Source organism: Coleofasciculus chthonoplastes PCC 7420 (genome assembly GCF_000155555.1).
Lineage (GTDB): Bacteria > Cyanobacteriota > Cyanobacteriia > Cyanobacteriales > Coleofasciculaceae > Coleofasciculus > Coleofasciculus chthonoplastes_A.
Genome location: NZ_DS989856.1, coordinates 15,761 through 28,713 on the forward strand (window position 1 = coordinate 15,761; position 12,953 = coordinate 28,713).

Annotated in this window: 11 protein-coding genes; 4 read left to right on the forward strand and 7 right to left on the reverse strand. The window is 47.4% G+C overall.

Annotated features, from left to right (window positions below):
- The first annotated feature begins 834 nt into the window (after nucleotides 1-834).
- A complete protein-coding gene (locus tag MC7420_RS21190; RefSeq protein ID WP_006102895.1) occupies nucleotides 835-1,116 on the forward strand; it encodes a YiaA/YiaB family inner membrane protein in 282 nt (93 codons plus the stop codon).
- A gap of 336 nt (nucleotides 1,117-1,452) precedes the next feature.
- On the opposite strand, the gene MC7420_RS21195 is transcribed toward MC7420_RS21190, so the two are convergent.
- From MC7420_RS21195 to MC7420_RS21205, 3 genes are read right to left on the reverse strand one after another with little or no spacing between them, the layout of a single operon-like run.
- On the reverse strand, nucleotides 1,453-1,908 hold the full coding sequence (locus MC7420_RS21195; RefSeq protein WP_006102958.1) for a ferredoxin: 456 nt from the start codon (nucleotides 1,906-1,908) through the stop codon (nucleotides 1,453-1,455).
- Nucleotides 1,908-2,294, reverse strand: coding sequence for a DUF1257 domain-containing protein (locus MC7420_RS21200; RefSeq protein ID WP_006102858.1), 387 nt, complete (start codon nucleotides 2,292-2,294; stop codon nucleotides 1,908-1,910). Before MC7420_RS21200 ends, MC7420_RS21195 begins: the two co-directional genes overlap by 1 nt.
- Before the next feature lie 33 nt (nucleotides 2,295-2,327).
- Nucleotides 2,328-2,537 carry a DUF2997 domain-containing protein gene (locus tag MC7420_RS21205; RefSeq protein WP_006102996.1) on the reverse strand — a complete coding sequence of 70 codons (210 nt, stop codon included), beginning with the start codon at nucleotides 2,535-2,537 and terminating at the stop codon, nucleotides 2,328-2,330.
- A gap of 322 nt (nucleotides 2,538-2,859) precedes the next feature.
- Here MC7420_RS21205 and bioU point away from each other — a divergent pair, with 322 nt between their 5' ends.
- Nucleotides 2,860-3,885 (forward strand): (S)-8-amino-7-oxononanoate synthase BioU, encoded by a 1,026-nt coding sequence (bioU, locus tag MC7420_RS21210; RefSeq protein ID WP_044208753.1) that lies wholly within the window; start codon nucleotides 2,860-2,862, stop codon nucleotides 3,883-3,885.
- Nucleotides 3,886-3,945: 60 nt separating this feature from the next.
- On the opposite strand, the gene MC7420_RS21215 is transcribed toward bioU, so the two are convergent.
- From MC7420_RS21215 to MC7420_RS21230, 4 genes are all read right to left on the reverse strand, one after another.
- A complete protein-coding gene (locus MC7420_RS21215) occupies nucleotides 3,946-4,530 on the reverse strand; it encodes a hypothetical protein (protein WP_006103074.1) in 585 nt (194 codons plus the stop codon).
- 275 nt (nucleotides 4,531-4,805) lie between these two features.
- Nucleotides 4,806-6,026 carry a type II secretion system F family protein gene (locus tag MC7420_RS21220; protein ID WP_006102914.1) on the reverse strand — a complete coding sequence of 407 codons (1,221 nt, stop codon included), beginning with the start codon at nucleotides 6,024-6,026 and terminating at the stop codon, nucleotides 4,806-4,808.
- Between the two features lie 91 nt (nucleotides 6,027-6,117).
- Complete coding sequence (locus MC7420_RS21225; protein ID WP_083799117.1) at nucleotides 6,118-7,245, reverse strand: type IV pilus twitching motility protein PilT; 1,128 nt, start codon at nucleotides 7,243-7,245, stop codon at nucleotides 6,118-6,120.
- A gap of 117 nt (nucleotides 7,246-7,362) precedes the next feature.
- Entirely contained in the window at nucleotides 7,363-9,360 is a 1,998-nt protein-coding gene (locus MC7420_RS21230; protein ID WP_006103041.1) for a GspE/PulE family protein, read from the reverse strand.
- 661 nt (nucleotides 9,361-10,021) lie between these two features.
- On the opposite strand from MC7420_RS21230, the gene grpE reads away from it, so the two are divergent.
- Together grpE and dnaK are read left to right on the forward strand one after the other, a co-directional pair.
- Nucleotides 10,022-10,831 (forward strand): nucleotide exchange factor GrpE, encoded by an 810-nt coding sequence (grpE, locus tag MC7420_RS21235; RefSeq protein WP_044208755.1) that lies wholly within the window; start codon nucleotides 10,022-10,024, stop codon nucleotides 10,829-10,831.
- Between the two features lie 145 nt (nucleotides 10,832-10,976).
- The gene (dnaK, locus tag MC7420_RS21240) at nucleotides 10,977-12,947 is read left to right on the forward strand and encodes a molecular chaperone DnaK (RefSeq protein WP_044208756.1); all 1,971 of its coding nucleotides are present in this window, start codon (nucleotides 10,977-10,979) and stop codon (nucleotides 12,945-12,947) included.
- The last annotated feature ends 6 nt before the right edge of the window (nucleotides 12,948-12,953 follow it).

A 12,953-nucleotide genomic window follows, 5' to 3' on the forward strand; every position in this document is an offset into this window, starting at 1 on the left:
TGATTCCTGATTCTTCCCTATATCTTATACCGGACAACCCAATAAAATAAGGGTTGGGTGGTGTTAATTGAATGCGGCGGGTCGCCCCTACCAGGGTTTCAAGGTATCTGATTCCTGATTATTCCCCATATCTTATACCGGGCAACCCCATAAAATAAGGGTTAGGTAATGTTAATTTAATCCGGCGGGTCGCCCCTACCAGGGTTTCAAGGTATCTGATTCCTGATTATTCCCCATATCTTATACCGGGCAACCCAATAAAATAAGGGTTAGGTAATGTTAATTAAATCTGGCGGGTTACGAGAACACCAAAGGTTTAGGGTTTAGCCTCGTGATTGTCAGGATTATTGGGATTATCATGGCTGTAGGGGCGAGTCGCTGCATCAATTTTCGGTGTAAGAATTAACCTGTATCGACTCGCCCTTGTCTAAATGTTGTGTCAGATTATTCCCCATACCTGACGGAGGGCGACCCGATTACATTAAAGGTTGGATGGTGTTAATTAAATGCGGCGGGTCGCCCCTACCATTGTTTTTATGGATGCGATGTCCGATTATTCCCCATACCCGGCGGAGGGCGACCCGATTACATTCAGGGTTGGATGGTGTTAATTGAATGCGGCGGGTCGCCCCTACCAGGGACAAATGGCGAACAATTAAACAATTTCTCAACTGGCACAACAATAGACGAATCGTCGATACGATTTTCCGAGTCTTTGGGTCATACAATTCCTGTGCAACTCCAAAAACTGTCCCGTTGCCCATAAGTTATCAGAAAAGTAATTCCTATCCTTGAGTAAATTGAATTAACCAACGTTTGATGAAGAAAGGGACTATGGAATCACCATTTAACAACCAAATCCACAGTAATGCTTGGGTATTTCAAGCCTGGGCTTCTTTTATTATTTCTGTCTCAGCTATGAGTATCGGGATTTTATATCTACCCGTCGATAGCTGGACAAAAGGCTTTATGGGAATGGGGTTAGTCTTCTCCGTTGGCTCAACCATAAGCCTCTCCAAAACCACCCGCGATATTCATGAGTCGAAACGCATTATCTCTAGAGTCGATGAAGCGAGAATCGAAAAACTGCTCAACGAAAATCATCCGCTTCAATAAGGGGGAGGTGTAGATTATTTCCAGTTCCCAATTAACCCGTACCGTAGGGGCGCACCGACGTGCGCCCTGCAAGGTGTGCGCCTTGTGAACTATGTATTACTTATATAAGCACAGGCGCTACCTGTAGGGAGACGGCAATGCCGTGTCCCTACCATAAATGGCGTTTGTGTGTAAATCCTGTTATATACACTGGGCTAACGATAGGCTAAAATTATTGCCGATGGACGCACGCTGTTGCCGATGGGCGCACGCCGTGCGCCCCTACAAACATAATAAAAAACCTCAATGGCAATAACCATCGAGGATTTATAGACCAAAGACGTAATAACAAACCGCCTATTGTTTTGGGCGTGTTTTTGACTTATACTGTTTAAGGGCTTTCTTGCGCCGCATTTTGGTCGCCACGACAGCCGACTCAATCGGAAATCCAGCCACGGGAATAACCTGAAACTGTCGCTCGTCTTCTAGTTGCTTGAGTTCGGTGTAGTCTACCCAGTTGATGCAATTAACGGGACAGGTATCAATTGCTTCTTGGATTAAATCTTCTGGGTCACCATCTTGGCGAAAGGCACGCGCTCGCCCATGATCTGGCTCGATGTAAAATGTATTGTGAGCTGTATGGGCACAATGCTTACAGCCAATACAGGTGATTTCATCGACGTAAACACCTTTCTGCCGCAGCTCACCACCGAGTTCGGGTTCTAAACCTGAACGCTCTGGTGCATCTCGGAAGACGCCACCGAGTTCGGGTTCTAACCCTGAACGCTCTGGTGTCGGGGAGAAATCAGACATTACGCACTCCAGCGTTGGACAACTAAACGGATTGAACCGTCTTGATTATTTTCTTGTTGGGCAACTTGAAACCCTTGCTTGGCAGTTTCATTCATTACCGTATGAAACGCATACCGCTGGGTGATACGGTTGAGGAAACCCTCTACGGATAACGGCTGTTGCCAGTATTGGAGGTCAGCAACTAGCTCGTATTCTTTACCATTCCAAGCAAAACCAACATCGTAGTTATTCTCTTGTTCGATAACCACTTCGGCGGTTCTGGTTTGACCTTGATACCCACGCACTTGACTAGGACCTGTTTTCCAATCGACACCCAGGTCTGTTAACGCCGATTGTAAAGAGGTCAGGTTGCGGATTTGAGTTTTTATGTTGCTGAAATGAGACATTTTGGTTAAAGAAAGCTAATTGAACAAAAAAACTTACCAAGAGCTATAGGTCGCTTGAGCGGTTGCTGTTGCCGACTGCTGAGTCGGTTGGGTAAAGTATTCCGATGTTTGCTCCATCGAGACGACTTGCCCTAACTGAGCTTCAATGGCAGCAGTCACCTCCGCACAAGAGGCGCCAACGATACCCGTGACTTTCTCTTGCACTCGACCATCTGGATAAATGACAAATTCTAAGGTTTCCATCAGTTTGTTAACGGTTGGGTCAGTCCTCCAGTTCTGGGCTGTAACACCAATTAAGCGACAGCCTCTGAGTGTACACAACCAGCTATCTCGCCAGTTGAGCAGTCTCTCGTTATTATTCGCATCATAGCGAATTAAACCTTAACAGAAATTAATACTTGATTAGTATCTTACACTAATCTTTTGTTAAGTTTCGCGTATCTTGCTCTCCCAGTCAAGCGGCAGGATTGCCCAAATCGCGTTCTTAACAAAAATATACATGGGGATGAGGCACAGGGAAGATGGGGGAGATAATGGAAGTTTGTTTGATTTAAGGTTTATCGCTATGAGTGAGACGCATAAGGCGAATTTGATGGATTCTACGGAAAACAAACCTGTTCGAGTCGGTATTTTAGGCTTTGGCGGATTAGGACAAGCGGCAACTAGAGTGCTAGCTGGTAAACGGGATATGATTTGGGTCGCGGCTGCTGATAAACAAGGCTGGGCTTATGATGCTATTGGGTTAGATCCCGATCGCGCGATCGCAACGTATCATAATCAAGGGTCACTGGGGTATCTCGAACCCGCAGGCACTCTCAGCAATAACACGATTGCTGATTTAATCGAAAATGCGGCAGTGGATGGCTATTTCCTTGCCCTACCTAATTTGCCGAATACGTTTATGGCATCAGTCGCCCGCCAGTTTATCCAATCAGGGTGGCGGGGGGTACTGGTAGACGCCCTGAAGCGTACCAGTGCGGTGGAACAGTTACTCGCGATGAAAGATGAACTCCAAGCCGCCGGAATCACCTACATGGCGGGATGTGGTGCCACACCAGGACTCTTAACCGCTGCGGCAGCGATCGCGGCTCAAAGCTATGCTGAAATACACAGCGTTAAAATTACCTTTGGTGTCGGTATTGCCAATTGGGAAGCCTATCGCGCCACGATTCGAGAAGATATTGCCCACCTTCCCGGCTACGATGTAGAACAGGCACGTCAGATGAGTGATGCGGATGTAGAAGCGCTTCTGGATCAAACCAATGGTATTCTCACCTTAGAGAATATGGAACACGCTGATGATATCATGTTGGAATTAGCTGGGATATGCTCTCGCGATCGCGTCACTGTCGGGGGCGTTGTTGATACCCGTAATCCCAAAAAACCCTTAAGTACAAATGTTCAGGTAACCGGACGCACCTTTGAAGGCAAAACCTCAACCCACACCTTTACTCTTGGTGATGAAACCAGTATGGCGGCTAATGTCTGTGGTCCAGCCTTTGGCTATCTCAAAGCAGGGATATCATTACATCAACGAGGTCTTTACGGTTTATTTACAGCGGCTGAAGTGATGCCCCACTTTGTTCGATAGTCTATGGTGATTGGGGATTGGGGAAGACCGAATGTAGAGACGTAGCATGCTACGTCTCTACTAAGCAGGTGGACGTTCAGTAGAGAAGCTTTCTGATTTTTCCTCTTCCGTCACATAATCTGGACTTTGCATAACAAACGGTAAACAAGCACCCGATAACCCCTGTTGAATCCGTTGAGGTGTGTCTGGGAAAATCACAAATAAGGGATAAATCCGGTCAACGCCTTCACTGAGAACATGTTGATGGCGGGGGGGCATTAACCATTCATAATCTTTGTCTAGCAACACTTGCGTCTGACGCCAGCGACCCAATAAATGAGAAAAATCCTCATGGGGGCGATGAATGAAAATGATAATTTCCACCCCCATTTTTATTTTCCATTCTGGGTCACACATTAACATGGCAACATCGCAAGGTAAGCCAACCGTTCCATTCAAGCTGTTTAGATTAGAATGTCCTGTTGAGGATTGGAGATGGCGCAGGCGCACAATAGGTAAAGGAATCGTGATCACACTTTCTGAGGGGCGGCGCATACTCGGAATCATTTCCAAGTAAGGTCGATGCTGCTTCAGAAGCGCCAACGCCCCCTCATGGTGGCTATATTCGGCTAAACTTGTTTCGTAATTAGATGGCTTAACTGGCATTTTTAAATAAGTAGCGATTTACTAACGTCTTATGGACTAGTTTAAATACTATTCACGAACCATAGTGGAAAATCAGTAGAGGTTGCTCAGGTTGTTAGTACCGTTCCCTAGGAATGCACGCCTTCAAAATGCTTTCCTTATCAGCGTTTCAGTAATGCGTGAAGGATAAGTTTTTTTCCGTCATGCTGTACGAGTAGCTGAATCAACACGGCAAATCCTCTACCATCAAACGGTTGTAGGAATGGACGCGCCATATCCTGGAAATGCTGTCCAATTTAACCCAACGTTTCAAACACTTTAAACATGGGCAGATACATAGAGACCAGAATTGTACCAACCATTCCCCCGATAACAATAATCATCACAGGCTCTAAAATACTGGTCAATGCTTTTACCGTTTGCTCAACTTCATCTTCATAGAAATCGGCAACCTTCATCAGCATTGAATCCAATTCCCCAGTTTCTTCACCAACACTAATCATCTGAATAGCTAGACCGGGGAAAACTTGCTCATTTTGCATGGCAACACTGATCAAACCCCCTTGCTGAATTTCCTGCTTGGTAGCTTCCACCGCGTTAGCAATCACTTGGTTTCCTGAGGTATCCCGAACAATGTCTAAGGCATTAAGAATGGGAACTCCGGAACGAGTCAACGTACCGAAGACGCGGCAAAACCGGGCGACTGATGATTTTTCATTCAGTTCACCAAACAGAGGTACTTTCAATAGGAGTGCATCGATTTGCAGGCGACCGGGTGGGGTTTTGTAGTACTGCTTGATGGCAACTGTGGTAACGATGATCACCCCAACTGGAATCAGAGCGTACCAGCTTCTGAGAACACCACTCAACCAGAGCATAAAGGCAGTCAGGGCTGGTAATGTGCCGCCGATTTCTTCAAAAATCCCGGCAAAGATGGGGATGAGAAAAATGGTCATTCCCAAAAACACCAGTACAGCAAAGCCACCAACCACCAGAGGATAAGTCATTGCCGACTTAATCTGGTTTTGCAGCCGCGCCATATCTTCCAGCAGCTTGGCTAATCGGTTGAGAACTTCATCTAGGACACCCCCAACCTCCCCCGCTTGCACCATACTGACATAGAGTTGGTCAAAACAGGCGGGATGTTCACGCATGGCATCTGAGAGACTGGTTCCCTGCTGAACTTCACTACTGATTGCCGTTAGGGATTTTTTCAGCTTGGGATTAGCACATTGTTCCGATAAGATACCCAGACAGCGCACGATGGCGACCCCAGCATTAACCATTACCGCAAATTGCCGGGAAAAAACGGCTCGGTCTTTGACACTGACGCTCGTCATTTTTTCCTGGAGTGCGTCTAAATTTAGGTCTTCCAGGCTAAACGCTTTCTGAATACTGCCGACAGTGGGATATTGATTTTGAAAGTGGGCACGGGCTTGATCCGTAGAAAGAGCTTTAACTTTCTCTTTTTTGGCATTTCCTTTAGAATCCCGAACCTCAGCAATAAAGGTAGGCATAGCTTGCGTCTGAATGAAAAAAGGATTGAAGGAAAGGGTTAGTTGTCCGGTGATATTTTTTCCAGTTCACGAGAGAACTAACCCCGATGACTTAGCGAGTCTTAGCACCAACTTTGCCGCCTTTGGCACCAGCAGCCATTCCACCGGCACCGCCGAGAATACGCTGCAATTCGTCGGGCTTAGAACTTTTGGACACGGCTGTTTCAAAGGAAATCGTTCCTTGTTTGACTAAATTGGCTAATGTCTGTTCCATGGTGATCATGCCCATTTTCATTCCGGTTTGGATAGCGGAATACATTTGGGACACTTTGCCTTCCCGGATTAGGTTAGAGATAGCTGGAGTAACAATCATAATTTCCTGTGCCATTGCCCGACCAAACTCACCAGGTTTCGGGTTTTTCTTGGGTACCAAGGTTTGACTGAAGACGGCGACCAAGGAGTTGGATAGTTGAGCTTGGACTTGAGCTTGTTGTTCAGGAGGAAATACGTCCAGCATCCGGTTCACGGTTTGAGAGGCGGAACTGGTGTGCAAGGTTCCCATGACCAAGTGACCTGTTTCTGCGGCTGAAATCGCCAGTGAAATGGTTTCCAAGTCCCGCATCTCGCCGACCAGAATCACATCAGGGTCTTCCCGTAAGGCGGCTTTGAGCGCATTGGCAAAGCTTTTGGTATCTTCACCTTTTTGACGTTGGTGAACTAAGCTTTTAATGTTGGGAAAAACGTATTCCACCGGGTCTTCGACGGTGAGAATATGTTCAGGTCGGGTACGATTAATTAAATCAATCATTGCCGCCAGTGTGGTGGTTTTTCCTGAGCCGGTTGGTCCGGTCACCAGTACTAATCCCCGAGGACGTTCGCTCATTTCCCGCACAATATCAGGCAGACCTAGCTGATCAAAGTTGGGAATCTTGGAGGACAATGCTCGCAAGCAAGCGGCGTAGTAGCCACGCTCCTTATAAACATTGACTCGGAAGCGAGCCAATCCCTTCACCCCATAAGAGCAATCCAATTCCCAGTTCTGCTCTAATTCTTTGCGTTGACTATTATTGAGCATACTGAAAATCAGCTTCTGACATTCTTGGGGATTCAGGGGATCTTCCCCAAAGGGTTGGAGTTTGCCACTAATGCGGAAATAGACCGGTGCCCCAGCTTGAATATGCATATCTGAGCCACCCATTTCAACGAGCTGCTCCATCAAGTCTTCAATCATTAAATCCATTGGCATGGCGTTGTCTCCAATAAGAATTAGTTGTTAATTGTCAGTGTTCGTTACCTAATCAATTGTTGTTGGGGGTTGAAGCCAACAACAATTGATGAATAGTCCCAGCTTTTAGTCTCAAAAACGTGGGGTCATACAGTACGGACAGTCTAACCACTCCTGTTCTAACCCAGCGCCGCAAGTGCTACAGGAGAGGGATTGCTTACGTTTGGCTTTCATTTCTGCCTCAAGACCGGAATCAGTAAACGTTACCCGTTCAACTTCTTCCAATGTTGTATGACCATCCTGCACCAGGTTTAAACTGTAGGATAATAGGGTTTTCATCCCTTCTTCCACCGCTGCTTCTTTGATCCGTTCAGTAGGCGCTCCTTCATTGATTAGGAGTTGCAGTCGTTCGGTGTTCCGCATGACTTCATAAACGCCCACTCGTCCTTTGTACCCAATTCCATTACATTTTTGACAGAGTGTTCCTTTGGAGCGAGCGTCGGTAATTTCTTCGGGTTGTAGGGTATTAGCTTTATAGAACGTGACTTCCCCTTCGCCGGAAGCAGCTAAACCAAATCGAGCTAGTTCAGCAGCGGTAGGCTGGTAAGGTGTGCGACATTCAGTACAAACCTTCCGCATCAGGCGCTGGGCTAAAACTCCCAGAAGCGCACCTGACACCATGAATGGTTCGACTCCCATTTCATCCAGGCGGGGAATGGCGCCGGCGGCGTCGTTGGTATGGAGCGTGGTTAAGACTAAGTGTCCAGTGAGCGCCGCTTCAATCGCGGTTTTTGCCGTTTCCTTATCTCGCGTCTCACCCACCAGAATTACATCCGGGTCTTGGCGTAGAAATGAGCGTAGAATCGAGGCAAAGTCCATGCCTTTTTCCCGCAGTACCTGTACCTGGGTAATACCAGGTAAGGAATATTCAATCGGATCTTCTGCGGTACTGATATTGACACCTGGGTCATTGCGCTCAGCCAGCATAGAATAGAGGGTTGTGGATTTACCCGAACCCGTCGGACCCGTGACCAAGATCAGCCCAAAGGGTCGTGCTGTCATTTCCCTGACCATTTCTAAGCTTTCTGGGTCAGTGATCAAAATATCCAAACCGAGTTGGGTGCTAGAGTTATCCAAAATCCGCAGGACAATCTTCTCACCATAACGGCTGGGTAGGGTACTGACTCGGAAGTCAACCTTGCGCCCTTGGAACATGCGCCGAATTCTGCCATCTTGGGGTAATCGGCGTTCAGCGATGTCCAAATCTGACATAATTTTGAAGCGAGCAGCAACGGCATTTTTGATTGTTTTAGGTAAGGGATCGAAGGCTTGCCGCAGTACGCCGTCTTTGCGGAAGCGAACCCGCAAGTATTCTTCTTGGGGTTCGATGTGAATGTCAGAAACGTCTTCTTGTAGGGCTTTGGCGAGGATTTTATTCACCAAGTTAATTACCGGGGCACCACCGGCTTCACCCGCGACTTTCGATATGTCTTCTTCCGTCGTTTCCTCTGGTGCATCAGACAGGGTTAAATTATCAAGATCCTGACTGATGTTTGTCTGCTTGGCGGCTTCCTGTTCCTTCTCTTGTGCCAGTTTTTGATCCCGATATTGATTAATCAGATGCTGATAGTCTTCCTGGGTAATCACCATCCGCCGTAGATCAATCCCGTGAGGGCGCAAAATCCGGTTCAGATCATCTTGGGCGTCAAGGTTATCCGGATCAACCATTGCTACCAGAAGCGATGGGGGTTGACCATCATTTTTGGATAACGGCACTAAACGATAGCGACTACAGATATCAATAGGAATTAGGCGTTCGATGAGTTCCTTGACTTGGTGACCAGAAATATCACCAAGTTCCGGATCAAGAGATTCAACACCGTAAAGTATTTTGAGTTCAAACAGTTGCTGTTTCTTGTACTGGCGTATCAAGTCGGGTGGCAACTGACGCCCAGTAATTGATTCAACGACATCGGTCAGAGGTCGTCCTGACTTACGGCTTTCCGCCAATGCCTGCCGCATTTGACCGTCATCAACGTAACCCGATTGAACCAGTTTATTTCCAAAGGGCGAAAAATCGTTTTTGACAACAAGGGCACGTCTTGCTGATGATGATGGGGATTGAGTCATAGTGGGTGAGACTATCTCCTTGATTACAGAATTCCTAAAAGTTTTAGCGTTTGTCGTACTGACTGGAGGAAGCGACAACGGTAACCCCATTGCCTTGCCGCCAATTTGAATAAAAGGGCTTGACGGATCTCAGAATGGCTCCCTGCTCACTGGGTTTAGATCGGAGTACCCATGCTGGGAAACACTTTGAGGCGCGAATCGAATAAGGTTGGATGCCAACATGCTGGAGTTACCAATATCCTGGCAAGGGTGAAATGCAAGTCTTCAGATAATCTAAATGTGATAGAATTCTGACTGAATTCAAAATTAGTCCTCTATAACCCTGATAAAATAATCTATTCCTTATTATAGATGGGGATACCGCCTCAAGTTTTATCTTAACCGTTTCCTCAGACCCCTAGAGTGCCTCCGCCCCCAAATCCTCAACGTAACAGGCTATGTCTCTACGGCGAGAACTCCTGTTTAGGTGTGATTGAATCAATAGACGCATTAACAACAGACAATTTTCCCCAGTATGTACTAGGATTTGAGGAGGTAGCAATCCGGACTTGATGCCTGGGACTTTAGCCTACCCAAAATCTTGCCGTTAATCTGGGCAAGGTAAATGTTGCCATCCCTTGAAGGAGCAGGAGATTGATTGAGTTTTTAGTACGAGTGAATTATGAGTGACGAAGACAAACAACCAAATACTACGTTGCAACAAACAGATGAGCAGAAGGCCGTGAATTCAGATAACCCCGATTTAAATGAGGCAACTTCTGAGGAGGAGGTTGGCACACAACCCGATGTTGAATCACCATCAACGGCAGAAGCGGCAACCGCTGAAGTGACAACGGAAGCGGCAGAAACTTCGGCCGGACAAGGGGTGGAGAGTGAGTCTGCGGAATCGGACTCTGCCGGATTGCCCGGTCAGCAGGAGGATGTCGCGGTTATCGAAACCTTGCAGCAGGAAAATGAACTCCTCAAAGCTCAACTGGAGGAAGTTAATCAGCAATTTGAAGCCTTTAAAACCCAATCCATGCGGATGGCTGCCGATTTTGATAACTTCCGCAAGCGGACGGCTAAAGAAAAAGAAGATTTAGACCATCAAGTAAAGCGTAATACTCTGGGCGAGTTATTATCCGTGGTTGATAACTTTGAGCGGGCGCGATCGCAAATCAAACCTCAAAATGATGGGGAGATGGCGGTGCATAAGAGTTATCAGGGGATCTACAAACAACTGGTGGAATCCTTCAAACGTCTTGGGGTTTCGCCGATGCGTCCGGAAGGAACAGAGTTTGATCCCAATTTCCATGAAGCAGTGATGCGACAGCCGAGTGAGGAATATGACGAAGGAATCGTCATCGAACAACTGATGCGTGGCTATTTCTTGGGCGATCGCGTATTGCGTCATGCCATGGTTAAAGTTGCTGCGGCTCCAGAGCCCGTGGTAACCTCAGAGGAAGACACCTCGACAGAACCAGAAAGTTAAGCGGCACGGGGATACTCCCCCCTTGGGTGTCCATCTCTAAAACAATCAACCCCAAACAACGGTTGAGCGCACGTCAGGTGAGTTCTGTAACCACAGATTACCACCTTAAAAAGAAAACCTTACCGATCAGATAGGCCGAAGCGCTATGGGAAAAGTCATTGGCATCGACCTGGGCACAACAAATAGTTGCGTGGCTGTCCTCGAAGGAGGTAAGCCCCTCGTCATTTCCAGTACGGAAGGCGGACGAACCACACCGAGTATTGTGGGATTTGGTAAATCGAATGAGCGCTTGGTTGGTCAACTAGCGAAGCGTCAGGCAGTTCCCAATGCAGAAAATACTGTCCATAGTATTAAACGGTTTATTGGTCGTCGATGGGAGGACACGGTAGAGGAGCGATCGCGAGTTCCCTATAACTGTGTTAAGGGTCGCGACGATACGGTTGATGTCCAGATCCGCTCCCATCAATATACCCCGCAGGAAATCTCTGCCATGATCCTGCAAAAGCTGAAAGCCGATGCCGAAAACTTTCTCGGTGAACCCGTAGAACAAGCGGTGATTACAGTCCCTGCCTATTTTACCGATGCTCAACGGCAAGCAACCAAAGATTCCGGCACCATCGCCGGTTTAGAAGTGCTGCGGATCATCAACGAACCAACCGCCGCAGCATTGGCGTATGGGCTGGACAAGCAAGACGAAGAACACCAAGTTCTCGTCTTTGACTTAGGCGGCGGTACGTTTGATGTCTCGGTGATGCAACTGGGCGACGGCGTATTTGAAGTCAAAGCCACGTCTGGCAACAATCATCTAGGGGGCGATGACTTCGATAACGTGATCGTGCGCTGGATGATCCAGGAGTTCAAAGAACAAGAAGGCATCGACATCGGCGCAGATAAAATGGCGCTACAGCGTTTGCGAGAAGCCGCAGAAAAGGCAAAAATTGAACTCTCTAGCATGTTGAACACCTCGATCAACCTGCCGTTTATTACCGCAGATGAAACAGGTCCTAAACATCTAGAGATGGAATTGTCGCGAGCGAAGTTTGAAGAACTGGCGAGCGACTTGATCAAAGGCACCGTTGAACCCGTAAAACAGGCGCTCAAAGATGGCGAACTTAAGCCTGATGATATTGACCGGATTCTGCTGGTCGGGGGTTCGACTCGCATCCCCGCCGTTCAGAAAGCGATTAGTAAGTTTTTTGGCGGTCGCCAACCCGATAAGTCGGTCAACCCCGATGAAGCGGTTGCCCTAGGTGCAGCCATTCAAGGGGGCGTCTTGGGCGGTGAAGTTGAAGACTTGTTGCTACTGGATGTAACTCCATTGTCACTGGGGATTGAAACCTTAGGCGAAGTTTTCACCAAAATTATCGAGCGTAACACCACGATCCCCACCAGTAAATCGCAAATCTTTTCCACGGCGACGGACGGACAAACCTCTGTGGAAATTCATGTCCTCCAGGGTGAACGGGCAATGGCTCGTGATAACAAGAGCCTGGGTAAGTTTCTACTGGCAGGCATTCCTCCGGCTCCCAGGGGTGTGCCTCAAATTGAGGTATCCTTTGATATTGATGTTAATGGAATTCTTAACGTCTCAGCGGCGGATAAAGGCACAGGACGAGAGCAAAGCATCCGAATTACCAACACTGGTGGATTAAATAGTGGTGAAGTGGAACGGATGCGCCAAGAAGCCGAGCAATTTGCCGAAGAAGACCGCCGTCGGATGCAACTGGTGGAACTGAAAAATCAAGCCGAAAGCCTCTTCTACAGTTACGAATCGACCCTAAAAGACAATGCCGATTTGGTACGCGAGGACTTGAAGGCGCAGGGAGAGAAGAAAAAGCAACAGCTACAAGCTGCACTCAAAAACCCCTCGATTCCAGTTGAGGACGTTAAACAGCAACTAGAAGATTTCCAACAAACCCTGTTTACTATTGGTGCAGCCGTCTACCAAGAGAGTGCGCCCGATTTAGAACCCGATGAGATTAGCGAAAGCGAGGAGGAACTTGCCTCACCTGTAGAAGTTAGCGAACCTTCTGAGTCGGAACCCGAAGAAGAAGAGTTAATTCTGAACTTTGATGATGAAACGGTAAATAATACTGACTATGAAACAGTTGACTAAGGCAAT

Bases quoted from the DNA above. Each gene is read 5' to 3' on its own strand.
- MC7420_RS21190 (WP_006102895.1), top strand. From the start codon at position 835: ATGGAATCACCATTTAACAACCAAATCCACAGTAATGCTTGGGTATTT.
- MC7420_RS21195 (WP_006102958.1), bottom strand. From the start codon at position 1,908: ATGTCTGATTTCTCCCCGACACCAGAGCGTTCAGGGTTAGAACCCGAA.
- MC7420_RS21200 (WP_006102858.1), bottom strand. From the start codon at position 2,294: ATGTCTCATTTCAGCAACATAAAAACTCAAATCCGCAACCTGACCTCT.
- MC7420_RS21205 (WP_006102996.1), bottom strand. From the start codon at position 2,537: ATGGAAACCTTAGAATTTGTCATTTATCCAGATGGTCGAGTGCAAGAG.
- bioU (WP_044208753.1), top strand. From the start codon at position 2,860: ATGAGTGAGACGCATAAGGCGAATTTGATGGATTCTACGGAAAACAAA.
- MC7420_RS21215 (WP_006103074.1), bottom strand. From the start codon at position 4,530: ATGCCAGTTAAGCCATCTAATTACGAAACAAGTTTAGCCGAATATAGC.
- MC7420_RS21220 (WP_006102914.1), bottom strand. From the start codon at position 6,026: ATGCCTACCTTTATTGCTGAGGTTCGGGATTCTAAAGGAAATGCCAAA.
- MC7420_RS21225 (WP_083799117.1), bottom strand. From the start codon at position 7,245: ATGGATTTAATGATTGAAGACTTGATGGAGCAGCTCGTTGAAATGGGT.
- MC7420_RS21230 (WP_006103041.1), bottom strand. From the start codon at position 9,360: ATGACTCAATCCCCATCATCATCAGCAAGACGTGCCCTTGTTGTCAAA.
- grpE (WP_044208755.1), top strand. From the start codon at position 10,022: ATGAGTGACGAAGACAAACAACCAAATACTACGTTGCAACAAACAGAT.
- dnaK (WP_044208756.1), top strand. From the start codon at position 10,977: ATGGGAAAAGTCATTGGCATCGACCTGGGCACAACAAATAGTTGCGTG.